The following is a 23,506-nucleotide window of genomic DNA, read 5'->3' as shown; positions in this document are numbered from 1 at the left end:
GAGTTGCGCCAGGAATAAACAAGGGTTAGGGCACCTATGGAAACACAATTAAATAAGGTTGGGTTGGTTGTGGTGATGATCAGCACGATCGCGATCGTCAATGCAATCTACTACTATTCAAACTTGCCCGTAGAGCGGGTAGGATGCGGTGCGACAGAGGTGTTTCGGTGGAGCGATTGGGCATGTTATGTCCCGCAAGGAGAATAATTTAAGTTGCAGACAGGGGTTGAGATTCGCTAGGCTTCTTTTGAATAGGTTTTAAAGAGGGACAGAAGAATGCCGAAAGCAATTTGGAACGGGACAGTCTTAGCTGAAAGCGATCAGTGCGAGGTCGTTGAGGGAAATCAGTATTTTCCACCGGATGCGATTAAGAGCGAGTACTTTCAGGACAGTAGTACGCACACATCTTGTCCGTGGAAGGGCACAGCGAGTTATTACGATGTGGTAGTAGACGGGCAGGTTAATAAAGACGCGGCTTGGTACTACCCGTCGGCAAAAGATGCCGCTAAGAATATTGAAGGCTATATTGCGTTTTGGAAAGGGGTGAAGGTCGAGAAGTAGATTACCTGTTGCTGATATCTAGTGCCAGCAGATTTTGTAGCGGATACGGTAGGTGATGCCAGTGTAAAGTGCTCGCTACAGATAAACGATTAGCGCAGAGCGCAACTCCATAGGAATCGGTAAGGGCATAGCCGTGCTGTGCCCTTATGCAGCTTCTGACCTTTTGCGATCGCGGGCAGAGCTTCCTACTTCATAATTGGTAGTGGAGACAGATCTCCTCCGCCCAGCCTTGTGCTTTCATACAGCTTGGGGTATTAAGGTAGAGCTTTCCTAAACTTCATTCGTTTGAGAGTCTTCTAGCAAGATTTCTGCAACCTCAGGAAAATGCTTTTTCAGACACACATTGCAAATGCCGTGCGTAAATTCTACGTCTGAATGCTGCTTAATGAACTTCTCAACGGTTGACCAATAGCCTTGGTCATCACGAATGCCTTTGCAATAAGAGCATATAGGAATCAGTCCTTCCATCAGCTTGATCTGGTTGAGGGCTTGGGCAAGTCTTGCAGAGACCCGCCGCAACTCTAGTTGAGCAACAACCTGCCGTGCAAGTGCCTCCAGCGCTGTTTTCTGTAGCTCTGACAACTCTCGCGGTTGGCGATCGATGACACAGAGAGAACCAAGAGCGTGTCCCTCGGGGGCGATCAGCGGTGCGCCAGCGTAAAAGCGAATCGATGGATCGAATTTGACGAGAGGATTATCCGCAAACCGCGTATCACAGAGGGCATCATTCACCACCAATGTTTGATTACTCAAGATGGTGTGACCACAAAACGAAATATTCCGAGCGGTCTCATCCACCTCTATGCCTACTTTGGACTTAAACCACTGCCGCTCCGCGTCCACTAAACTAATGAGGGCGATTGGAACCTCGCAAATGAATGAGGCTAATAAGGTGAAGTCATCATACGCCTGTTCTGAGGGCGTATCTAAGATTTGGTATTGTCTCAGGGCTTCAAGTCTCGCAGCTTCCTGATCAGGTTTTCGTGCTTCCATAGCATGGGTCTCTGTTTGTCCAAAACCGAGGTTGCAGTTGCTAGCAAGGTTTGTTGCTTAACCAATGGATAAACTAACCATTCCTTGCACTACCTAAATGAGGCTAAGCAGGGCAACCCACTTGGGTTTGATCTCGTACTATATGACCCTAACGGTCGAAACGGGGAACGAACCGAAAATGTGATGTTGCTTAATGTGATTAAGGTGCTCTTACTTACAACGCGTTTTGATGGTCAACGCGTTTTGATGATCCCTAGAGGTGGCAAGATCATGCCACCTATCCCACAACGGCATCTCACAATAAGTTGATGCACTATCGAGCTATCTGCACTCAATTACCGATCGTCTGAATTGCTCTTTCAACTCGTTTCTTTGCAACCGCATCGCCTTGTTTTTTGTAGATTTCTATCGCCTGCTGCAAGTCTTTTAGCGCCCCTTTTTGATCTCCAAGTAACGCCTTTGCAAGTCCCCGATCTTCGTAGTTATAGACGTAATCTGGCTCAAGTTCAAACGCGCGATCGCAGTCTTCTAACGCCTTTTTGTCTTTCAAGCCTGCTCTGACATAACAACGACTGGTGTAGTTGGCAGACGATTCTGAATTCAAATTGATCGCCGTGTCGCAGTCTGGTAATGCCGCTTTAAAGTCGCCTGCACGGGCACGCGCATAACAGCGAATGTTGTAAGCATCGTTGTCAGATGCATCTTGACGAACCGCTTGATCTGCATCTGCGATCGCGCCTTTATAGTTTTCTACAACGCCTCGAAGAGTTGCTCGCAGAGTATAGACTCCCAAGGCATCAGGTTCGAGTTGAATGGCTTGATCTAGATCGGCTAACGCGGCTTCATAGGCAAACTGCGATTCTTGAACTCTCGCCCGTCCCCGATAAGCGGCAGCATTTTTTGAATTGAGTTGAATCGCTTGGGTATAGTCTGAGATCGCGAGTTTGTGCAACTCGGAAGGAAGCGCTTTCTGAGCTTCTGCTTGATACGCATCTCCTCGCTGTACGTAGATGTCAGCATTTTCTGGCTCGGCTTTTAGCGCACGAGTAAAGTTATGGATTGCCTCTGCTGCGTCTCCTTTATCTAGCTTTTGTTGTCCTAACTCCACCAGTTCGCGGCTAGAGATTGGCTCTTTGCGCGTTGTTGCCAGTGCCATAAACCCGTCAGACTGCAACCGTTCTGTGTTGATTGAAGTCGTTCCGCTAATGCTACGAATACCTCCTAACGTCTCTTTAAGGTCGTCTAAATAAGGCGTTGGCTTTGTGCCAAAAAATATCGGCAGAATGGAGTTATTCACTAATGTTAGAAATGCGCCCCCGTTGACATAGAAATAGCCGGTATTGTCAGTTGGTAGGGGCGCGATCGCGGCCTTAAAATTTGACGATTGCAGTAGGGTTCGATTGGGTTTGACCTCTACTTCAGATAAGGGTGCGCCACCCAATAACGCTAACGTATCTGGCTTTACCCATCCGTGGGTCAACACGCTTTTTTTACTGGACGGTAAATCCCAAGTGGTAAACCCTGGCTGAGTGTTGACAAACGTTTTGCCAAATTTCCCTTGTACAAATCGATCGAGCTTATTGAGGGCGGTTTCTGCTGCCTTGCGATCGCTCGTTTGAACCATAAATCCGACTCCAAGATCCAGATTTAGCCCAGACGCAGGCAAGAACCCTTCACGAGTCGGATAGGCAAACGTGGCATATTCTCCATCCATCCAGGGAAAAATGTCGCGATCGTCTAGTCCAATCAGACTTTGGCTAAACTGCCGAAATTGCTCCACCTTGGGTTTCAGGGTGGGTTGCGTTTCAAACACCAGCGAGAAGGCTTTCCAAAGGGTAGACAGCCCTCGGCTGTTGGAAACCATGTAGTTTGTTGGTGGAAGCTGACCGAGAATTTGATTAGGCGTTGTAAACTGCGCCGCTGTTGATAGTGGCTTTGTCAGGTTAAATCCAATTTGAGTATGTAACCCATCGGGTTCTGCCCAAACGTAGCCATCGATCGCATCGTAAACACCACCCGACAGCGATTCCTTAGAAAGTTGGGGAAGCTGAAGTCCGGGAGAAAACTGCTGGAGTAGAGCTAAATCGTAAGCAAGAATGGCGGAATAGAATTTTTCATAGTCCCCGTATGCGACCATGAGAGATTTAGCAGTCTGCTTTCGCGCCATTGTGCGCTGAAACGCAGGCAAATTAGATAAAACTTTGTTGGCGGCTTGGGCGTCAATGATTTGCTGGACGGCTTCGGGCGAGGTTGAGCTAATGATGTGATTGGGCAGAACCGCGATCGCGAACCCTTTAGGCGCAAACAAAGAGTTCGGTGGAACATCTGACGGTAATTTTGATTTAGGTGGCAGAAGCTCTATTGGTGTTTTGAGATCAGACTGTACGTTAAGTGGCGATGGCTGGAACGGTTCTAGCTGAGGCGATTCTAGGTCTTTGTCTAAAACGTCTAGCGGGTTCTCAGGTTCCCATTCTAAAATTGTGATGCCTTTGTACTGCCGCTCTTTGACGGGTTTGACCCGAGAAGCTTTGACGCGATCGATAAATCGAGCGATGGAAGCAGAATTTTGAGCGGCATCTTTCACCATTGCCACGGTGGTTAACTGCGGTTGAGCCGCCGGAAGATACACGTAAGCGATCTGCTCACCCAGCCAAGGCTGAACATCCGTAGAAAAATTTACTTTTAATGGAGCCGGGTAGAGTGCACTCGGAAACGAAAAATCTTTTGGGAAGAGGCCAAATCTACTGAGACTTTCCCATTTTGAGGCAGTGGTATCGATCAAAATAACGCCGATTGCATCGTCAGGCAGCAGGTTTGCGATCGATGCTTGGCGCAACTCCAAAGGAACCGCCATCTGTGCAGCGGCTGGCTTGCTCGCGACGGACTCCGCAATCGGCTGGATCAGAGGAGGGGCTACAACTTGTGCGACAGGGTTTGCGCCGAAGAAGCTAATCGCAGACAAAACAGGCAACAACATAATTCGTCCGTCATCGTTAAAGTGCAAGCGACAGAAATACGCTATAGAGCTTTCAATCTGAGAGCCACTTTAACCTAATCTTTTCGTTACGAATTATTTTTTCTATGCCACGATCGCATGATTTTTAGTTCGTCCCAGCCGTATCCCTCACCCACTTCTTCACGAATATCGGTGAGCGATCCGTCACCCACGCTGCCAATCGCCTCTAGAATCTTTGCGCGGCGATCGCGCGGGACTAGGCGATCGAGATCGACCTCATAGCCCATCTCTAGAAGCTCTGCTAAATGAGTCATCACGGTAGTCAAGCGCAGGTTTCGCTGCTCGGCAATATCAGCGGGTTTTGTGCCTTGCTGAAACATCTCAAGCGTGTACAGTTGGGTGTAGGTAGCTTCGTGAGCGCTGGGTGCAACAATCGGAGCATCTAATTTAATAATCTTTGGCGTTGGGGTCGGGTCAGCGTCAACGGGTAATCCATTCTCTTCGCGAAACTCTTGAATTTCTGCTAAGAATACGTCACCATATTGCGCGACCTTGCGCGTTCCAACACCAGAAATTTTGAGAAACTGTTCGCGAGTCTGGGGTTGCTGCTGTGCCATGAGCCGCAAACTCGCATTGGAGAACACCACATAAGGTGGAACCGATTGTTCATCCGCTAAGCGTTTCCGCAAGTGTTGTAAACGGTTGTATAGTTCTTCTGATTCTTTTGTGTCGAGTGATATTGATGGTGCTGCTATTGGTGTTGGTTTAACTTTGTCCACAGCAATTTGAACTTTGCGTTGACTCCGTAGAATTTCCCAACTCAATTCATTCAGCATTAAGACCGAGTAACCGTCTGTCGCTTCATCAATCAGACGCTGATGAACCAGCGATCGCGCTAACATTCTCCACTCTTCGAGGGTGCGATCGCGTCCGATTCCGTAGGTTGAAAGCTTGTCGTGTTGGTTTTTCAGAATGCGTTCTGCCCGCGAACCGCGCAACACATCGATCGCGTAGCCAATCCCAAAGTGCTGGTTCTTCTGAGCAAATCGCGCCACGCAGGACAAGAACTTCTGCGCTTCGATCGTCCAATCTTCGAGCGGTTTGGGGTAACGGCAGTTATCACAGGTTTCGCAGTTGCCTGGAAACTCTTCTCCAAAATAGGAAAGCTGAATTGTCCGACGACACTCAGTTGCTTCAGCGTAGTTAATCACTCGTCGAAGTTGCTGAGTCGCAATTCTTTGTTCTTCTTCTAACGCTTCGCCTGTAGCAGGATTTACCTTTTGGCTAATGAGAAATTCAATCGTGCGGATGTCAGCCGTGCTAAAGAAAAGTGTACACTGCGAGGGTTCGCTATCGCGTCCCGCTCGACCCGATTCTTGATAATACCCTTCAATGTTGCGCGGTAAATCATAGTGAATGACAAAGCGAACGTCTGGTTTGTTAATTCCCATTCCAAACGCGATCGTCGCCACAATCACTCGCACATTATCTCGAATAAACTGCGTCTGATTTTCGGTTCGCGTTTCTGCATTCAGTCCAGCATGGTAAGGAAGCGCTGCAATGCCGTCTTGTTTTAGTTTCGCGGCTAGTTCATCGACTTTTTTACGACTGAGGCAGTAGACAATGCCTGCGCCAGGAGTTTCTTTGATTTGTTTGACTAATTCTTGATACGCCGTCTTTCCTTTCGGGCGCACTTCGTAATACAAGTTTGGACGGTTAAAACTGGAAACGAGAACCGTCGGATCGCGTAACTGGAGTTGCTTAATAATGTCCTCGCGGACTCGCTCCGTTGCCGTGGCCGTCAGCGCCATAATCGGAACGGCTGGATACTGCGATCGCAGACACGACAACTGCCGATATTCTGGGCGAAAATCATGTCCCCATTCAGATACACAGTGCGCTTCATCAATCGTGATTGACGAAATGCCCACGCGATCGCGAATGTGCGGCAAAACGGCGTTGGTAAAGTCCTCGCTGAGCAATCGTTCCGGTGCGACGTACAGAAGTTTGATTCGCCCTTCCATCACCGCCCGACCACGCGATCGCCGCTCTTCTGCCGATAAGCTACTGTTCAAGAACGTTGCCGCAATGCCGTTATCGCGCAACAGCTCGACCTGATCTTGCATGAGCGCAATCAGCGGCGACACCACAATCATTAAACCGGGTTTCAGCAATGCGGGAAGCTGAAAACATAGAGACTTGCCGCCGCCTGTCGGCATTACGACTAGCTGATCGCGATTGTCTAACGCTCGCTCAATGACTTCGCGCTGACCGGGACGAAAGCTGTCGTAGCCAAAGTAATGTTTCAGCGCTTGCTCTAGCGAGACAAATTCAGGTGCAATCGACAGGCTGGAAGTCATTAATCATCCTTGTAATGCACTGCTAATAGAATGCTCTAGCAGACAGAACGGAGACTATTCTAGCTTCTCAACGACCGGAATAAAATAGAATCAACTCATTATTGGAGGGCGATATGAATTTAGAATTAGCGATCGCAGCCCAGCTACAGGTTCAAGAGCAACGGTTTCTGCTTTCTGGGATTACTTGGGAACAGTATGAGACGCTGAGAGACTTGTTTGATGATCGACCCAGCCTCAAAATGTTTTATCTAGAAGGAAAGTTGGAACTATTTATGCCATCAGAAGACCACGAAGAGATTAAAACAATCCTCGCTCGTTTACTAGAGTTGTATGCGATCGAGAAGAATGTGCGATTGTATGGCTATGGTTCTGCAACCTATCGAAAGCCGTCAGAAGAACGTGGACTCGAACCGGATGAGTGTTATTACATTGGCAGTAAAAAACAGTTTCCAGATATTGCGATCGAGGTCGTCGTGACAAGCGGACTCCTCGATAAATTGTCAATCTATCAAGGATTGGGCGTTGGTGAAGTGTGGGTTTGGCAGGACGGACAACTTTTTATCCAGCGCTTACGTGAATCTGGATATGAACAAATTTCTCGGAGTGAATTTCTGCCAGAGTTGGATTTAGATTTATTAGTCCGATGTGTTTTGATTCCTGATCAACACGACGCCGCGATCGCGTTTCGAGATGCGCTGCGATCGTAAGGTCTGCCCGTAGACAATCACGCTTGATATTCTGAAGCACTAACATAAACTTTATTCATCATCTCTTTGTCATGGTTGAAAGTCATGGTTAAAACTCCCTCGCCGCGTCTAGCAATTCCTCCATTAGAGAACGGCGATCGCTTAAATCGCTACGAGTTTGAGCGTCGCTACAATATGATGTCCCATCTTAAAAAAGCTGAATTGATCGAAGGAATTGTTTACATGGCTGCTGCATTGCGTTTTGAGAGTCATGGTGAACCTCATAGTCGAATGATGACTTGGCTGGGAGTGTACCAAGCATCGACACCAGATCTTGCATTGGGAGTTGAGCCAACAGTCCGTTTAGATTTAGATAATGAACTTCAGCCAGATGCTGTTCTTTTGATTCGAGAACAGGCAGGTGGTCAAGCAAGAATTAGCGATGATGATTACATTGAAGGTGCGCCAGAACTAGTCGTAGAGATTGCGGCAAGTAGTGTTGCAATTGATCTTCATGCCAAGAAGCAGGCTTATCGTCGTAATGGAGTGCAGGAATATATTGTCTGGCGCGTGTTGGATCAGGAAATAGATTGGTTTTATTTAGAAGAAGGCGAATATTTGAATCTTGAACCTGATTCGGATGGAGTTTTGCAGAGCCGAGTGTTTCCGGGATTGTGGTTAGCGATCGCAGATCTTTTATCTGGAAACATGCAACGTGTTTTAGAAAATTTGCAACAGGGCTTGCAATCGACTGAACACCAGAAATTTGTGGCGAAGAGCTAAATGTATTAGCAATTATGAGGTCTATTAATGCGATTCTTCGGAGCTTGCGTCGCGATCACAGCTTCTGTTTCAGTAGATCACGCGTTTGTTAATGCGCTCATAGGGCTTGTCTCAGTAAATCAAGCATTTCTTTAGTGAAATTGTGGTGCTTGTCTCAGTAGATCAAGCTTCTGTCTCAGTGGATCAAAAGTTTGTCACTACAAGTTGAGATTTTGTTAGTCGTTTATGGTTTTGTTAAAGCGTTTTTTAGGTTTGCACGCTGTTTACTCGCGATCGCAAGTCCTAGACACTTCACACATTATGGAATCGGTAGTCCGATCTCTTTAGCGATGAGCGGTAAAAGTTTGCTGCACGCTTCGGCAAGTTTAGTGGCGTCGGGAAGAGATGCGGCGGTTCCTTTCAAGAGTTTGATTGCTTTTCTGCCTAATCCTTGCTTTTCAGGATCTTGAGCGGCTTCAGCTAAGACTTTCACTCCTTCAAGGGCATCGGCTTTGTCTTCGAGCGATAGGGTCGGTTCTGATTCGATCGTGGCTTGCAGTTCGATTAAGTGTTCTTTGAGTCCAGATTGCGTTGCATCAGAGCTTGGTAGCTGGTTGACGACGTTGGAAACAGCGCCACTGATTTCACCTAGATTGATCGTTGAACCCGTGACGTTTCCGCCGATGTTAACTGTTCTATGTTCGGTTTTATCGTTCATGGTTTGTGTGATGTGAGGTTGGCGTCTGGCTAACTCGATTGCAATGTCTTTGAGATCGGTCGATCGCAGTTGGTGGAGTTGTTTGTTTTCGGCTTCGAGTTGTTGGACACGATCGCGGTAATGTGTATCGAGAGTTTGAGCAATTTTGGCTTTGTCAGCGTCTTCTGGAACCTCGATCGTCACTAAAACATCTTTGCCTTTTTTCTCGATCGCTTGAATCGAGTCGTGAGTGATGCCAGGATTGTCTTGCATCAGTTTTTGAAAGGCTTCGGCAAAGGCTTCTGGATTAATGCCGTTCCGCATTAGAATTTGAACGGTGTTGATGACTTCTTTGTAGAGTTTTTCAAAGTCTCCTGGCGCGAACACAGTGTCGGGATTGTGGGGGCGACGTTCTCGGCTGCCGATCGCGTTGGGTTGGTCGAGCAGAAAGACATATTGACAATCGATCTGATCAAGCGTTGTAGTGTGGTCGATGTTCCACGATTCGAGACAGGCTCCGGTGAGATAGGCGCGGTTGAAATCAGCGCCAATGGCTAAGGTTTCGCGAAGATTAGCATCTTTGAGATTGACATCATGCAATAGTGCATGACTAATATTGGCACGAGTCAGGTTTGCCGCTTCGAGATTCACACCGACAAGGTTTGCGCCTTCTAAATTGGCGGCAACGTAAGACTTTTTGTAGCCGTGCCGCGTAATCAAGAGTTCACGAATGGCTGAACTTTGCAAGATAGAATTACCAACTCTCGCACGGTCTACTTTTTTAGCGTCTTTCCAACAAACACGAGTCAGATTTGCCTCTCGAAAATTGGTGCTTTTTAGCGTTGCATTTATGAAATTGGCTCCGGTCAGATTAGCGTTATAAAAACGAGTTCCACCAATTGATGAGAATGCTACACCAAACTCACGAGCTAATGCAAACTTCTCATCATGTTTGGAAACTCGCCACGCAATATAAATACTTAATAGACTAATCGCGACAGCGCCAGCGCCAGCGACAGCGACAGCGCCAGCGACAGCGACAGCGCCAGCGCCAGCGACAGCGCCAGCGCCAGCGAAAGCGCCAGCGACAGCGCCAGCGAAAGCGAAAGCGACAGCGCCAGCGACAGCGACAGCGCCAGCGCCAGCGACAGCGACAGCGAAAGCGCCAGCGAAAGCGAAAGCGCCAGCGACAGCGACAGCGACAGCGACAGCGACAGCGACAGCTATTGTCATGAATGCTCTAGTTGTCAATCCTTGGCGGGCGATCGCAAGAAAGACAATTGCGAGAAACACTATGACAAGAATTCCTGGAATGATCGTGATTTGTTGTATCCTGTTTGGAATAAAAAAAGAGGTAGTGAACGTCGCATTAATGAGTGCTGCAATAAAGTTAAGTGTTGCTGACACTACAAAAGAGAGCACGAGTTGAGCAAACAACCATCGTCGTTGCAGTCCTGCTTTCGCCTCCGTAAAATTCGCGCCGCTCAGATCTGCCCCGCTAAAGTTCGCGCCCCGAATATCCGCATTCGAGAAATCTTTCCCCCGCAAATCTTGCCCTGTAAAGTTGCGTCCGCGTAGGTTGGAACCAGAGAAGTCTGCCATAGAGCAATGGGGCTACGTGAATCTTGTACCGAATTTTAACTAAAACAAAGAATTTTCTTAGCTTTTCGGATGAAATTAGCAAGACTCGCCTCATCATCATCAATAACAACGCGAATTTTATCTCTAAAGCCTTTCCTCTCCCCGTACCCTGCGGTTTCCTCAAAGTGGCGCTTGGCGCGAATCGCGCGATAAACTAGACCCAACTCTTTGCGAATTCGCCATGATCGCAACTCAGTCGCTCACCCTCGAATCATTCCTCGCCCTACCCGAAACTCAGCTCGCGAGCGAATTTATCGACGGTAAAATCATTCAAAAGCTGATGCTCAAACGCAAGCATTCTGTGCTTCAAAGCGAACTATGCGCCGCCATCAATCAGAGTGCTAAACCCGCTAAAATTGCCTATGCCTTCCCAGAATTGCGCTGCGCATTTGGCGATCGCTCCATCGTTCCCGATCTCACCATTCTGTACTGGCAAAATATTGAGTTTGATCCCGAAGGCGAACCCACTGACGATGTGTTAATTCCGCCCGATTGGACGGTGGAGATCCTTTCCCCCAATCAGAGCGCCAATCAAGTCACCGACAAAATCTTACATTGCCTTCAACATGGAACCCAACTAGGCTGGCTTGTCGATGCCATCGATCGCTCTATCCTGACCTTTCTGCCCAATCAAATCCCCGTTCTCTACAGAGGCAAGCAAACGTTGCCAGTCCTCAATCACCTTGCTGTAGAACTTACGTCCGATCAGGTTTTTGGGTGGCTCAAGCTAGATTGAAGCTATTCCTTATTCACAAAATTGATTAAGCTGTAGAAGGTCAAGGCGATGATGCAGCGCACAACTCGGTAAACACCGCGAGCCAGCCATTTTCTACTTGCCGCATCCCGCTCTTTATACATTTTCTATCTCTGTGAAAGTTATTTTATTTGACTTCGACGGTACGATCGCCAATAGCTTAGAAATTGCCCTCCAAGTTACAAATCGGTTGGCAAAGGAATTTGGCTACCGAACCACTAGCCTAGAAGAATTTAAGCAACTGAAAAACTTAACCTCTAGAGAGATTTTGAAGCAAGCCAAAATCTCTGTGTTTGTGGTTCCATTTCTAGTGCGGCGGTTTAACGCAGAGTTTGGGCAGAGCATTCAACACTTGCCCATCTTTCCTGACATTAAAGAAACCCTACTGGAACTGAAACAACAAGGCCACTGGCTCGCCATTGTGTCAACCAATTCAGAAAAAAATATTCGAGCCTTTCTAGAGACTCAAGAACTGTCTGACGTATTTGATCAGGTCGTATCGAGTTCGCGTCCGTTTGGAAAAAGTCGCCTGATTAAAAAAATTCTCCGCCAAAACCAGTTTCTACCTGAAACCGTCTATTACGTGGGAGATGAAACGCGAGATATTGAAGCGGCAAGAAAAAGCCAAGTAAGCGCGATCGCGGTGACATGGGGGTTTAACTCTACCGAACTCTTAGCGACCTACAGCCCTGATTTTCTGCTCCATGCCCCTCAAGAACTACTTCAGATCATCAACCCACAATTCTCCAAAAGGGATAACGTTGAGCAGTTTTTGTGATCTTTTTGTGATCGTTGTTACTTCACTTTTTCCCCTCTACCCCAGACCCAACGCTCAACGCTCATTAATCTATAGTTCATCTTAAAATAACCCCCCAATCCCCAAATGCCTTCCTAAGATAGAGCTAGTGACACTTGTATCTGCGTATGCTATGTCAGTGTCACCCGCCCGTATTAGGGAGATGAACCTATGGTCGATGCCCATTCAATGCACGATCTTCTAGAACGCGACTCGGCTCTCGATCGCGACTGCACCACACTCTCGCGTCACGTCCTCGAACAGCTTCACAGCTTTTCAGCAGACGCTCAAGACCTCAGCGCCATCATGTCGCGCATTGCTCTAGCAGGCAAGCTCATTGCTCGTCGGCTAAGTCGCGCAGGGCTGATGGAAGGCGTCTTGGGATTTACTGGCGATACCAATGTGCAAGGAGAATCTGTCAAGAAGATGGATATCTACGCCAACGAGGTGTTTATTTCGGTCTTCAAACAAAGTGGATTGGTCTGTCGCCTTGCCTCTGAGGAGATGGACGCTCCGTACTACATTCCTGAGAATTGCCCGATCGGTCGCTACACCCTGCTGTATGACCCGATCGATGGTTCCTCGAATGTCGATATCAATATTAATGTTGGGTCTATCTTCTCAATTCGACAGCAAGAAGGCGAAGACCGAGACGGTACAGCGCAAGACTTGCTTCAGAGTGATGGACGAAAACAGCTTGCCGCAGGCTACATCTTGTATGGCCCCAGTACGATGTTGGTGTACTCAATCGGTCAGGGCGTTCATGCCTTTGTGCTTGATCCCAGCTTGGGCGAGTTCATTTTGGCAGACGAAAACATACGGATTCCCGATCATGGCCCCGTGTATAGCGTGAACGAAGGTAACTTCTGGCAGTGGGACGAGCCAATCCGCGATTACATTCGCTATGTGCATCGGCACGAGGGCTACACTGCCCGCTATGGTGGTGCAATGGTGGGAGACTTCCACCGAATTTTGTATCAAGGGGGAGTATTTCTCTACCCTGGTACAACCGAGAAACCGGACGGTAAACTCAGATTGCTCTATGAATCGGCTCCCCTTGCGTTCTTGATGGAGCAAGCTGGAGGTTTCGCAACGACCGGGACACAAGAAATCTTAGATGTTGTACCAACCAAGCTACACGCTCGCACGCCGCTGTTTATTGGTAGTAAAAAGGACGTGGCGCTGGTTCAATCGTTTATTCAAGACGGGGCCAAAAAGCAATCGATGGTGTCTCCCCGCTAACCTATCCAGCCGTGTTTGCAGCGGCGTACCCTACACAGGAGCTAATTCTCTATGACAGCTACAAACCATCTTTTAGAAATTCGCGATTACGGTCAGAGTATCTGGATGGATAATTTGAGCCGCGATCTAGTCGAGTCCGGTGAGTTGAAGAAGTTGATCGAGACGCGGGGCTTGCGGGGAATCACCTCCAACCCGGCCATCTTTGAAAAAGCGATTGCAGGCAACAAAATCTACGATGCCGACATTGAAGCGGCAATCCGGGCAGGCAAGCCCCTGATGGAAATCTACGAGACGCTGGTGTTTGAAGACATCCGCAACGCCTGCGATATCTTCTTGCCGATCTATGAAGAGTCAGAAGGACTCGATGGCTACATCAGCATCGAAGTGCCGCCGACGATCGCGCACGATACCCAAAAAACCATCGAGGAAGCGCGTCGCTATCACAAGGAAGTCAATCGTCCCAATTTGATGATCAAGATTCCGGGAACATCGGCTGGTTTGCCAGCGGTAGAGCAGGTGATTAGCGAGGGGATCAGCGTGAACGTGACGCTGCTGTTCTCGGTGCAAAGCTATATCAATAGCGCTTGGGCCTACATTCGCGGCTTAGAGAAGCGCGTCGAGAAAGGAGAAGACATCAGCAAGATTGAATCAGTCGCGAGTTTCTTTTTGAGCCGGATCGATATCAATATCGATGGCAAAATTGACGACCTGTTGGCAAAAGGCGTAGATCAACTAACCACCGAAGCCAAGCTGAAAGCGATTAAAGGAAAGGTTGCGATCGCAAACGCCAAAATTGCTTATCAAGAATACAAGAAAATCATCGCTGATCCCCGTTGGCTCGCCCTCAAAGAAAAAGGCGCAAACGTCCAGCGCCTGCTGTGGGCAAGTACCAGCACTAAAAATCCTGAGTACAGCGATGTCATGTATGTCGATGAACTAGTTGGACCCGATACGGTCAACACCTTGCCACCCAACACGATCGAAGCGTGCGCTGATCACTGCGACGTTGCCCCTCGTGTAGAAACGAACGTTGACGAAGCCTATAACCTGATCCAAAGCTTGAGCGATCCCGACGTGGATATCAACCTATCTCAAGTCATGGAAGAACTCCTCGACGATGGGATTGCGAAATTCGTTCAACCCTTTGAGTCGCTGATGAAATCGCTGCAAGAAAAAGTCGATCGGCTTGCGGCAGTATAAGTTGGGCTGAGGGGATGAGGTAAAGACATCCCCTTACCTACCCCTTAAGAGCGTCTAGGGCGTTGCTGCCTAGCGCTTTCTGTCCCCCATTCCCCTTTTCGCCTATGGTCACTTTGCTCGAAAACCCTCTCCGCGTTGGTCTCCAGCAGCAGCGGATGCCAGAGCCAAATATTATTGTGTTTTTTGGAGCCTCTGGCGACTTAACCAAGCGCAAATTGGTTCCAGCCCTCTATCACCTGAAGCGAGAACGCCGCCTGCCGCCCGAACTCACGATCGTTGGGGTCGCTCGTCGCGAGTGGTCGGACGATTATTTTCGTGAACAGATGCGAGAAGGCGTCGAAGAATTTTCGGATGGCGTCGGTTCAGATGCGCTGTGGCAAGATTTCGCTCAAGGCTTATTTTATTGTCCGGGTGACATCGACAATCCTGAAGGCTACCAAAAGCTCAAGGCGCGGCTGGAAGAACTCGATAAAACGCGAGGCACGCGCGGAAATCGCGTCTTCTATCTTGCGGTCGCTCCCAAATTCTTTCCCGAAGCGATTCGGCAACTTGGCGCGGCTGGCATGTTAGACGACGCCAACAGAACTCGCCTGGTGATCGAGAAGCCGTTTGGACGCGATCTGAGTTCGGCACAGGCCCTCAACCGCGTGGTCAACCAAGTTTGCCGAGAAGAACAGGTCTATCGGATCGATCACTATTTAGGCAAAGAAACGGTACAAAATTTGCTGGTGTTCCGGTTTGGCAACGCCATTTTTGAGCCGTTGTGGAATCGTCAGTTTATTGATCACGTTCAGATTACCGTTGCTGAAACCGTCGGAGTTGAAGATCGGGCAGGCTATTATGAGTCGTCAGGTGCTTTGCGCGACATGGTACAAAACCATCTGATGCAATTGTTCTGTCTCACGGCTATGGAGCCGCCCAACTCCTTAGATGCCGATAGCGTCCGAACCGAGAAAGTCAAAATCATTCAGGCCACTCACCTTGCTGACACCACTCATTTAGAGCGATCGGCGATTCGGGGGCAATATTCAGCTGGCTGGATGAAAGGAAAGCAAGTTCCGGGCTACCGCTCTGAGCCAGGGGTCAATCCTCGATCGATTGTCCCGACTTACGTGGCGATGAAATTCATGGTAGACAACTGGCGGTGGCAGGGCGTTCCCTTCTATCTGCGAACGGGCAAGCGCCTACCGAAAAAAGTGTCTGAGATTGCGATTCAGTTTCGCGATGTGCCGTATCTTATTTTTCAGTCAGCCGCAAAGCAGACAAATGCTAACGTTCTAACGCTGCGAATGCAGCCTAATGAGGGCATTGGTATGCGCTTTGAGGTCAAAATGCCGGGTGCAGACCTGCGGACGCGATCGGTGGATATGGACTTCAGCTACGGTTCCTCATTCGGTGTCACAGGCGGCGAAGCCTACGATCGCTTACTGCTTGACTGCATGGCAGGCGATCAAACGCTGTTCACCCGTGCGGACGAAGTAGAAGCCGCTTGGCGTGTCGTCACTCCTGCCCTCGCCGCTTGGGAAGCACCTACCGATCCCTCTATGATCCCGCAATATGAGGCGGGGACGTGGGAACCGGCAGAGGCTGAACTGCTGATCAATCGCGACGGTCGGCGGTGGCGAAGACTATAAACAGGGATGAGGGATGAGGGATGAAGCTTGCTGTGTCGGTTACAAGTCATTGTAGATTTATCTAGACTCAGCTTTCGACGATCTTTATCCTGATCCTTCTTTCCTTCATCCCTCATCCTTCATCCCTCATCCTTTTATTCTTATGGCTCCCCAATCTGCTCCACTAGTTTCTCTTCAAGCGCCAAAAGATGTTTCGCTCGACCAAGTGGAGACGGAACTTCATCAGATTTGGCAGAGCTATAGTGCCGCCAATGGCGATGGGTCATCGTTAATGGCAATGCGCGCGTCTACCTTTACCTTGGTCATTTATGAGCCAGAAGAAACTCAGCGGCTTCTGGCAATGCTAGGGTTTTATACTGGACCGATTGACGGCATTGATGGACCCCGAACGGATGCAGCAATTCGAGCAGCCCAGTCAGCCCATTCGCTACCGGTCACTGGAAAGTCGAGTCCTGAGCTGATTGAGAAACTGCGATCGGAACTCGCAGTGCGAAACGGCAAGATTCCATCGAGCGGCAACCTAGAAGAGCTGCCGCAGTATGCACTAGACGCTAGCGGCATGGGGATTGCTGATGCGATCGCGGCTCAAAATCCTTGCCGGATTATTTCGCTGTTTCCCATTGCGGGCGAAGACGAAGGCGTTTCGGCTCAGGTTTCTGCCTACTGCCCGATTCACAAACAGAACAAAAGCTCGCTGATCTGCTGTGAGTACATCATGCTCAAGGGTACAGAAACCGCGCTTGAGCGAGTTAGCGGGCTAGTGTCGTCGCTGCTGATTAATGAATTGCCTCGGTTGCTCTGGTGGAAAGCAACTCCATCTCTTGATCAGGAGCTATTTCAGCGACTATCAAAACTCTGCAACCAAATCATTTTCGACTCTAGCCGCTTTACGGCTGATCCAGAAGGCGACTTGCTGAAGCTTAAGGGGTTTATGCAAGATGACCTCAAGATTGTCGATTTAAATTGGCGTCGATTAGCCGCTTGGCAAGAACTGACGGCGGAAGCCTTTGATCCTCCAGAGCGGCGGGAGTCGGTGCGAGAAGTCGATCGGGTAGTAATTGACTACGAGAAAGGAAATCCAACTCAAGCGCTGATGTTTTTGGGCTGGCTGGCGAGTCGGTTAGGTTGGGAATTCACAGGTCGCCGCAAAGAAGAAGATATCTATGATCTCCAGTACATCACGCTCACAGGTTCAGACGGACGTCTAATCGAAGCCGAACTCGCGGGCATTCCGACTGCCGATGCTGGACAAGTCGCTGGCGATTTGGTCAGTTTGAAACTAAACTCGACCAATGAAGCGGCCAACTGTTGTACCGTCCTCTGTTCTGAGACAACAGGCTGCATGCGAATGGAGGCAGCAGGTGGCGCTCAATCTTGCACGATCAACCAAGTGACGCCAATTAACGATCAAAAGGCGGAAACGCTGTTGAGCGAGCAGCTTCAGCGATTTGGTCAGGACGTTTTATACGAAGAGAGCATGGCAGTAACGGCAAAAATCATCTCTCAATAATGATCTCTCAATGATGCTCGCTTAACCCATCTGATGATTCGCTCGTGGAGACTTAGAACGTTTCTACGAGCGAATTGCATCGATTAGCCTCTTTGCTGACCTAAATATTGCACGACGCCTCGTGCGATCGCGGTTGCCATCTTTTTTCGGTAGTCTGCGGTTGATAACTTCGCCGCATCGTTTCGTCCGGTCACAAATCCAACTTCGACCAATACAGACGGCATTGTGGTGTATCGCAACACATAAAATCTGGCTTGCCGCACCCCTCGATCTTGAGCGCCTGTCTCTTGCAAAACGTTCCGATGAATCGCTTGAGCTAGGCCGGAGCCGCTCTGATAATAGTACGTTTCTAGACCATTAATATCGGGGCGGCTCATGCTAATCGCATTGGCATGAATACTGACAAACGCCGTAGCCTTCATTCGATTGGCAAGAGTCGTTCGCGGTTCTAAGTCGAGATCAACATCGGACGATCGCGCCAGGACGGCCTGAATGCCCTGCTGCTGGAGTAGAGCGGTAACCTGCTTGCTGATATCCAGAACAATATCTTTTTCTCTCAACCCACCGATTCCAACTGCACCCGGATCGGGTCCCCCATGTCCCGGATCAATCACGACGATGGCCTTACTGTTAGGAACGCGAGGAGGAGAAACTGGACTCGGTTTTGCAACGGGCGGAAGCGGGACGGGAGTTTGAGATGGGGGAACGGGATTTGGTCTTACGACGGGTGGAAGCGGGACAGGAATTTGAGCCGGATTGGTGGGCGGAATCGGAAATAGTGCGCCGTTGGGTCGTGTGGGTACAACAACAGAACCGGGAGGCCCAGCAGTTGGAGTTCCAGCAGAACCGGGAATTCCGGTACTCGCCAGTTGCAGCGCAGGTAATTGAACTGACCACTGTTGCGCTGTTGTGCCTTGAAATTTTACTCGGGCCGGATCGAGCGTGTATCCCGGCGCAAGTTCAACCACAAGGCGAGTAATACCGCGATCGAACTGTCCGACTCTCAGCGATCGCACGTTGCCCGTGTAAGATTCTGACACTGCCGGACGCCCCAGAGTAACGCCTGGTAAGTCCACCACCAGCCGCGTCGGATTTGCGATCAGTTGTGCTTTTGGTTGAACGCCTTCATCGGTGGTGAAATTTAGCTGATTTTGTGCAGGATTGAATCGCCAAGACTGCAAGCGGGCGGCTTGTGCCGGGGCAGCAAGCAAGAAAAGGGCAAACGGCAAGAGGGCATAGAGACTGCCTTTGATCTTGAGCGCCGTATTTACTTCTGAAGAGCGATTCAATGGATTTTTCATGGATTGTATCGTGTTGATAGACGTTGCAGATTGCAAAGCATTTAGCATTGATTTAGCGTTGATTTAGCATTGCTAAACGGGTTGTGCATCCTTCAACGCAGATTTAAAGACTCGCGCACAAAATATTTCCTCACACAATAAACTTGCCGATGCAATTGCTTTGCAATCTCTGAAAGATCGCTGATCTCTAGCAATTTGCACCAAGCGAACCGGCTATGGACGCTGTAGATTTAATGAATTCGTCTCTAAGAATTTGAATTTGGTGACTGATTAAATTTAGTAGTCACTGACAGTGCTGCTGCCCTTATCCCCAATCTTGTTCCCTCTCCTGAGAGAGAGGGTTAGGGTGAGGGCAAATTTCGGTCTGCATCTAATTCATAATCCTGGGCGAGACGGTTTGTTCAACGTCATGGTTTAACTTTAGTGACCAAAGATTTGATCAAATTCACGTTGTCTTACTCTCCTCCATCGCTCTAGGTATTTCTGGAAGTTTTCGATCACGACTTGGATCTATTTGGGATCTAGTTCAGGAAAAGATTCCTTGAGAGGAGTAACGGCTCTCCCGATTAGGGCTGACGCAAGAATAAGCCCGAAGGTTTCAGTAACAAAGCATCAATGTTTTGTTACGGCTTCGCGCTATAAAATTTTGTTTTTAATTTTTTGAATAACTTAAGCGATTTGCCGCTCAGGCTTGTTTGCTCATCCTCTACGATTGGCGTCGCAAAGTCTTTGGAGCGCGATTCGTGACGCGAAACTCCAAAGAATCGCTTTGCCTATCGATCAACATCTTGAATTTGCTCAATGTATGCCAGCGTTTGCTGATAGTTTTCGGGGTTGCCTTGGCGTTGAAATAATTGTGCGGCAGTATTTAAGTCTTGCAACGCAGCAGATTTATTTCCCTTTTGGGCGTAAATCAAGCCGCGACTGCCATAGGCTTCGGCTAACTGAGTATTGAGGCGAATCGCTTGGGTGTAATCTTGGATCGCGGCAGTCGTGTCTCCGCGTTCTGTCTTGGCTCTACCGCGATTGTAGAGCGCATCAGTGTAAGTCGGTTTTAGCTTGACCGCTTGGTTGATATCTGCGATCGCAGCGTTAATATCTCCCATTTCTGCCCGAAGAATGCCGCGATGATTAAAGGCTTCAGGATAATTTGGTCGGAGGCGAATGGCTTGATCTAAATCCTTTAATCCTCCCGGTAAATCGCCCATTGCCGCTCGCATTTCTCCGCGATGAAAAAAGGCTTTGGCGTGTTTAGGATTCAGTTTGAGAGCTTGATTGAAGTCAGCAAAGGCGCGACGCAGGTCTCCATAATCTGCCCGAGCTAATCCACGAGAAACGTAAGCTTCTGTATTGCGAGAGTTGAGTTGAATCGCTTGCGTGTACGATGCGATCGCGCCCGCCAGATCTCCTCTTTTTACCTGTTCTGAACCTTGACTCACCCAATTAGACGTTTGAGCAGCCACCTGAACGGGTAAGGCTCGAACCGCTTGAATAGGCATTGCACTCAAAATAGTGGCGGTTAATCCTACAGCAATTGCGTTCGTCACGGCTCTCATGATGCTGACTCCCCAATGTTTCAGTCCTAGTGGAATCAACGGTGCGATCGAGGTTTCCGAAAAACGTTACAAAGCTTTACATATAACTATAGATAGACGCAAACGATCGCGGCTTAGCTCAAATAATGCTCCATCTCAGCCCTAGTCTAGATTCAAGAATTTTAGAACAAAGCAAAATAGGAGGTGTTAGGAAATGCGATTGGTAAAGCCATGCTTTATCACATTGCATTCCCTCAACATCATAAAAACTACTTTAATGATCAGGCAGCGCTTTTCGGGCAGTCAAACTGACAGAGCGTTCCCATTTCTACACCCATTACTCAGATCAGCTTCTAAGGCAATTTCTTCAAACCATTTTTATAGTCCTTCAAATTTGGTCTCTTAAGTTATTGTCTTCTTGAGCCAAGCGAAACTTGCTTTGACCAACGAGACTAATGAAATGCGCACATTCAGAGGAGCCACCCTTACTCGCTGAGAAATTTCAACTTGACCTTATTTATAAAGCTTTTTTGTGCAGCGTTATGAATCCCGATCGTTCTCGTCGTCTCCCTAAAACCCTAGAAGCGCTTCAGAAACAAAGCCAAGAACTCTACGACAACTTTCACACTTCGTCAGGGCAATCGTCGTCGGGCGAAGATGGCTTGAATCAGTTGTTAGAAAAATTTTGGTCAACGTTGGTGCAGTCACACACCGCGCAAACCGAATTGCAGCATCAAAATCAAGAGTTGAATGCTGCTCACAAGACTCAAGAATCGCAATATGCCTACTATCGTGAGCTATTTGAGTGTGCACCCGCTAGCTACGTCATCACTAATGCTGAGGGCAAAATTCTCGACGCCAATCGTGCAGCGACTCGGTTACTGAAGGCTGAATCGGAGGCACTGCTCAGAAAACCGTTCAGCCATTTCATTGCGAGTGCTGACCAATCTGTATTTGCGTCAAATCTGGCGCAACTGAAGCAAGGCTGTTCTGAGGCGGAGTGGGAAGTGAGGCTCCAGCGTGAGGATGGTTCAGAATTTTCTACAGCACTCACTGTATCCGTTGTGCGGAGCGAAGACAGCATTCCGGTCAAACTGCACTGGCAACTGCTTGACATTACGCCTTACAAGCAAGCCGCAACTCAGGCTCAAAGCCTAAAAGCTTCTAACCAACAGGTTGCAGAAGTCGATCGGCTCAAGGCGCAGTTTCTAGCGGTGATGTCTCACGAATTAAGAACTCCAATTCACATCGTGAGTGGCTTTTCTCAACTGCTGCTGCGACGGTTTCAAGCGCAGCACGATCCGCAATTGATCGACATGACAGAGCGCATTGTTGGCAGCAGTCATCATCTTCTCGCGCTGGTTGAAGACATTCTTGACCATGCTCAGCTTCAGTCTAAGCGCCTGCAACTGAAGGTAGAACCACTCGACTTGACAGACTTGATTACAACGACGGTAGAAGAGATGCGCCCGTTGGCAAGGCGCAAAAATTTAGCGTTGCAGGTCGAATTGCCTCAAACCAGTCTTCTGGTTGAAAATGATCCAATTCGATTGAAACAGGTGATTGCTAATTTACTTTCTAACGCCATTAAATTCACCGATCGCGGCGCAGTGACGCTCTCGGTGCGAGAACTTCCAGAAGACCGCATTGCGATCGCGGTTCAAGATACCGGAATTGGCATCGCTGAGTCTGATAAAAAGGCTGTCTTTCAAGCGTTTTGCCAGTTGAGTCAGTCGCTGAGCCGTCAGCACGCAGGAACGGGGTTAGGACTCTCGATTACTCATGCCCTCGTGGAACTGATGCAAGGAACAATCTCAGTTGAGAGCATGTTGGGTCAAGGAACAACGTTTTGTGTGCAGCTTCCTCGCGTGGTGACCTTGGCTGGATCCGCTTAAGTCGCTGCGCTTAAACTAACGTCGATGAAAATTGTTAATGAACGTCGATCACAGGCTGGAGTAGCAATGCGATCTCGCCTACAACCACGAAAGACAAGGTGACCCAGAGGAGCATTTTGTTTAACTGCATCGTGTTTTATCCGGTTTATAGTAAATATTCCTTGCAAAGATAAAGCAGTGGCTCAACGGATACAACCGATCGGTGGCAGATTTTAGGTAACTGAAATTCTATCTATGGATAGGTTTAGTTTCGGCGCGGCTAGTGCTTTATAGTCATATCCTCTAATTCTCAAGAGCTAAGACATGTTGTGCCGAAGGTAGAAGCGGTAGGACTGCAATTACGGCTACTGTTGTCCTTGTCAGCATTAGATAACAAACTAAACAAACCTTTTTAGATTATGCAACTTCAAATTGAGTGTAATAGCTTGAAGCAAGGCTCCCAGTCCTGCTGTGTCTGTAGCCAATTGTTTGAGCTAGGTCAAGCCAAAATCATTTTGTGTGATGATCAGGGGACAGCTAGCGGAGAAGTATGTCCTTCCTGTGTTCACAAAGGCTTTGACTGGATTAAGCAAGAGTTTGAGTGTTCAACCTCTCTGCGTAAGATAGCGTACAACCGCTACCGTCCTACGAAACTGGAAGTCCCCGTTACCGCTTAGATATTTGGCTTTAGTTCACCTTCATCAATTCTGTTTTGTTAGAGAGTAGTTGGTTCAAATAACAATCTAATTGGTTCAGATTCTTGTCTATGCGGCAGATCTTAGTAAGGGCATGGCATTGCTGTGCCCTTATTAATTGTTTAGCATCGGGAGCATTTTTTAGATTGAATTTGATTACTAACAGTCTGATTGCTCGGACTCTTTTTACACCGTAAGTTTTACATAGAGAATCTTACATAATAGAAGGCGGATTGGCTTTAACTAGTCCGCCTTCTACTAATCCAAGTTGCGGGTTAAGTTGAGAGAACAGAAGAAAACAACCGCAAG

At 48.4% G+C, this 23,506-nt stretch carries 17 protein-coding genes; 11 read left to right on the top strand and 6 right to left on the bottom strand.

From position 1 onward, the window contains the following. Nucleotides 1-36 precede the first annotated feature (36 nt). A complete protein-coding gene (locus AC5JLB_RS30805) occupies nucleotides 37-207 on the top strand; it encodes a hypothetical protein (RefSeq protein WP_495877634.1) in 171 nt (56 codons plus the stop codon). A gap of 69 nt (nucleotides 208-276) precedes the next feature. Then, entirely contained in the window at nucleotides 277-561 is a 285-nt protein-coding gene (locus AC5JLB_RS30800) for a DUF427 domain-containing protein (protein ID WP_495877633.1), read from the top strand. Between the two features lie 270 nt (nucleotides 562-831). Here the strand turns inward: AC5JLB_RS30800 and AC5JLB_RS30795 are convergent, their stop codons facing one another. From AC5JLB_RS30795 to recQ, 3 genes are all read right to left on the bottom strand, one after another. Continuing rightward, nucleotides 832-1,554, bottom strand: coding sequence for a GAF domain-containing protein (locus AC5JLB_RS30795; RefSeq protein WP_495877632.1), 723 nt, complete (start codon nucleotides 1,552-1,554; stop codon nucleotides 832-834). Between the two features lie 331 nt (nucleotides 1,555-1,885). Beyond that, complete coding sequence (locus AC5JLB_RS30790) at nucleotides 1,886-4,531, bottom strand: DUF3352 domain-containing protein (RefSeq protein WP_495877631.1); 2,646 nt, start codon at nucleotides 4,529-4,531, stop codon at nucleotides 1,886-1,888. An 86-nt stretch (nucleotides 4,532-4,617) separates the two neighbouring features. Then, nucleotides 4,618-6,870 (bottom strand): DNA helicase RecQ, encoded by a 2,253-nt coding sequence (recQ, locus tag AC5JLB_RS30785; protein ID WP_495877630.1) that lies wholly within the window; start codon nucleotides 6,868-6,870, stop codon nucleotides 4,618-4,620. A 113-nt stretch (nucleotides 6,871-6,983) separates the two neighbouring features. Here recQ and AC5JLB_RS30780 point away from each other — a divergent pair, with 113 nt between their 5' ends. After that, entirely contained in the window at nucleotides 6,984-7,577 is a 594-nt protein-coding gene (locus tag AC5JLB_RS30780) for a Uma2 family endonuclease (protein ID WP_495877629.1), read from the top strand. 84 nt (nucleotides 7,578-7,661) lie between these two features. Continuing rightward, on the top strand, nucleotides 7,662-8,339 hold the full coding sequence (locus AC5JLB_RS30775; protein ID WP_495877628.1) for a Uma2 family endonuclease: 678 nt from the start codon (nucleotides 7,662-7,664) through the stop codon (nucleotides 8,337-8,339). A 298-nt stretch (nucleotides 8,340-8,637) separates the two neighbouring features. Here AC5JLB_RS30775 and AC5JLB_RS30770 read toward each other — a convergent pair whose 3' ends face one another. Then, nucleotides 8,638-10,617 (bottom strand): pentapeptide repeat-containing protein, encoded by a 1,980-nt coding sequence (locus tag AC5JLB_RS30770; protein WP_495877627.1) that lies wholly within the window; start codon nucleotides 10,615-10,617, stop codon nucleotides 8,638-8,640. Between the two features lie 220 nt (nucleotides 10,618-10,837). Here AC5JLB_RS30770 and AC5JLB_RS30765 point away from each other — a divergent pair, with 220 nt between their 5' ends. From AC5JLB_RS30765 to opcA, 6 genes are all read left to right on the top strand, one after another. Further along, nucleotides 10,838-11,392, top strand: a complete 555-nt coding sequence (locus AC5JLB_RS30765; protein WP_495877626.1) for a Uma2 family endonuclease — start codon at nucleotides 10,838-10,840, stop codon at nucleotides 11,390-11,392. A 133-nt stretch (nucleotides 11,393-11,525) separates the two neighbouring features. After that, nucleotides 11,526-12,188, top strand: coding sequence for an HAD-IA family hydrolase (locus AC5JLB_RS30760; protein WP_495877625.1), 663 nt, complete (start codon nucleotides 11,526-11,528; stop codon nucleotides 12,186-12,188). Nucleotides 12,189-12,377: 189 nt separating this feature from the next. Further along, nucleotides 12,378-13,448 (top strand): class 1 fructose-bisphosphatase, encoded by a 1,071-nt coding sequence (fbp, locus tag AC5JLB_RS30755; protein ID WP_495877624.1) that lies wholly within the window; start codon nucleotides 12,378-12,380, stop codon nucleotides 13,446-13,448. A 51-nt stretch (nucleotides 13,449-13,499) separates the two neighbouring features. Next, on the top strand, nucleotides 13,500-14,648 hold the full coding sequence (gene tal, locus AC5JLB_RS30750) for a transaldolase (protein WP_495877623.1): 1,149 nt from the start codon (nucleotides 13,500-13,502) through the stop codon (nucleotides 14,646-14,648). A 104-nt stretch (nucleotides 14,649-14,752) separates the two neighbouring features. Further along, nucleotides 14,753-16,282, top strand: coding sequence for a glucose-6-phosphate dehydrogenase (zwf, locus tag AC5JLB_RS30745; RefSeq protein ID WP_495877622.1), 1,530 nt, complete (start codon nucleotides 14,753-14,755; stop codon nucleotides 16,280-16,282). 142 nt (nucleotides 16,283-16,424) lie between these two features. Further along, nucleotides 16,425-17,792 carry a glucose-6-phosphate dehydrogenase assembly protein OpcA gene (opcA, locus tag AC5JLB_RS30740; protein ID WP_495877621.1) on the top strand — a complete coding sequence of 456 codons (1,368 nt, stop codon included), beginning with the start codon at nucleotides 16,425-16,427 and terminating at the stop codon, nucleotides 17,790-17,792. Nucleotides 17,793-17,875: 83 nt separating this feature from the next. Here the strand turns inward: opcA and AC5JLB_RS30735 are convergent, their stop codons facing one another. Next, nucleotides 17,876-19,093, bottom strand: coding sequence for an N-acetylmuramoyl-L-alanine amidase (locus tag AC5JLB_RS30735; protein WP_495877620.1), 1,218 nt, complete (start codon nucleotides 19,091-19,093; stop codon nucleotides 17,876-17,878). A 773-nt stretch (nucleotides 19,094-19,866) separates the two neighbouring features. Beyond that, on the bottom strand, nucleotides 19,867-20,649 hold the full coding sequence (locus tag AC5JLB_RS30730) for a tetratricopeptide repeat protein (RefSeq protein ID WP_495877619.1): 783 nt from the start codon (nucleotides 20,647-20,649) through the stop codon (nucleotides 19,867-19,869). 521 nt (nucleotides 20,650-21,170) lie between these two features. Between AC5JLB_RS30730 and AC5JLB_RS30725 the strand changes: the two genes are divergently transcribed. Continuing rightward, a complete protein-coding gene (locus AC5JLB_RS30725; protein WP_495877618.1) occupies nucleotides 21,171-22,523 on the top strand; it encodes a sensor histidine kinase in 1,353 nt (450 codons plus the stop codon). Nucleotides 22,524-23,506: the final 983 nt, after the last annotated feature.

It is taken from the genome of Myxacorys chilensis, assembly GCF_059505265.1.
This window is presented reverse-complemented; position numbering and strand designations above follow the sequence as displayed.

Coding starts and splice junctions, on each gene's coding strand:
- AC5JLB_RS30805 (WP_495877634.1), top strand. CDS start 37: ATGGAAACACAATTAAATAAGGTTGGGTTGGTTGTGGTGATGATCAGC.
- AC5JLB_RS30800 (WP_495877633.1), top strand. CDS start 277: ATGCCGAAAGCAATTTGGAACGGGACAGTCTTAGCTGAAAGCGATCAG.
- AC5JLB_RS30795 (WP_495877632.1), bottom strand. CDS start 1,554: ATGGAAGCACGAAAACCTGATCAGGAAGCTGCGAGACTTGAAGCCCTG.
- AC5JLB_RS30790 (WP_495877631.1), bottom strand. CDS start 4,531: ATGTTGTTGCCTGTTTTGTCTGCGATTAGCTTCTTCGGCGCAAACCCT.
- recQ (WP_495877630.1), bottom strand. CDS start 6,870: ATGACTTCCAGCCTGTCGATTGCACCTGAATTTGTCTCGCTAGAGCAA.
- AC5JLB_RS30780 (WP_495877629.1), top strand. CDS start 6,984: ATGAATTTAGAATTAGCGATCGCAGCCCAGCTACAGGTTCAAGAGCAA.
- AC5JLB_RS30775 (WP_495877628.1), top strand. CDS start 7,662: ATGGTTAAAACTCCCTCGCCGCGTCTAGCAATTCCTCCATTAGAGAAC.
- AC5JLB_RS30770 (WP_495877627.1), bottom strand. CDS start 10,617: ATGGCAGACTTCTCTGGTTCCAACCTACGCGGACGCAACTTTACAGGG.
- AC5JLB_RS30765 (WP_495877626.1), top strand. CDS start 10,838: ATGATCGCAACTCAGTCGCTCACCCTCGAATCATTCCTCGCCCTACCC.
- fbp (WP_495877624.1), top strand. CDS start 12,378: ATGGTCGATGCCCATTCAATGCACGATCTTCTAGAACGCGACTCGGCT.
- tal (WP_495877623.1), top strand. CDS start 13,500: ATGACAGCTACAAACCATCTTTTAGAAATTCGCGATTACGGTCAGAGT.
- zwf (WP_495877622.1), top strand. CDS start 14,753: ATGGTCACTTTGCTCGAAAACCCTCTCCGCGTTGGTCTCCAGCAGCAG.
- opcA (WP_495877621.1), top strand. CDS start 16,425: ATGGCTCCCCAATCTGCTCCACTAGTTTCTCTTCAAGCGCCAAAAGAT.
- AC5JLB_RS30735 (WP_495877620.1), bottom strand. CDS start 19,093: ATGAAAAATCCATTGAATCGCTCTTCAGAAGTAAATACGGCGCTCAAG.
- AC5JLB_RS30730 (WP_495877619.1), bottom strand. CDS start 20,649: ATGAGAGCCGTGACGAACGCAATTGCTGTAGGATTAACCGCCACTATT.
- AC5JLB_RS30725 (WP_495877618.1), top strand. CDS start 21,171: ATGAATCCCGATCGTTCTCGTCGTCTCCCTAAAACCCTAGAAGCGCTT.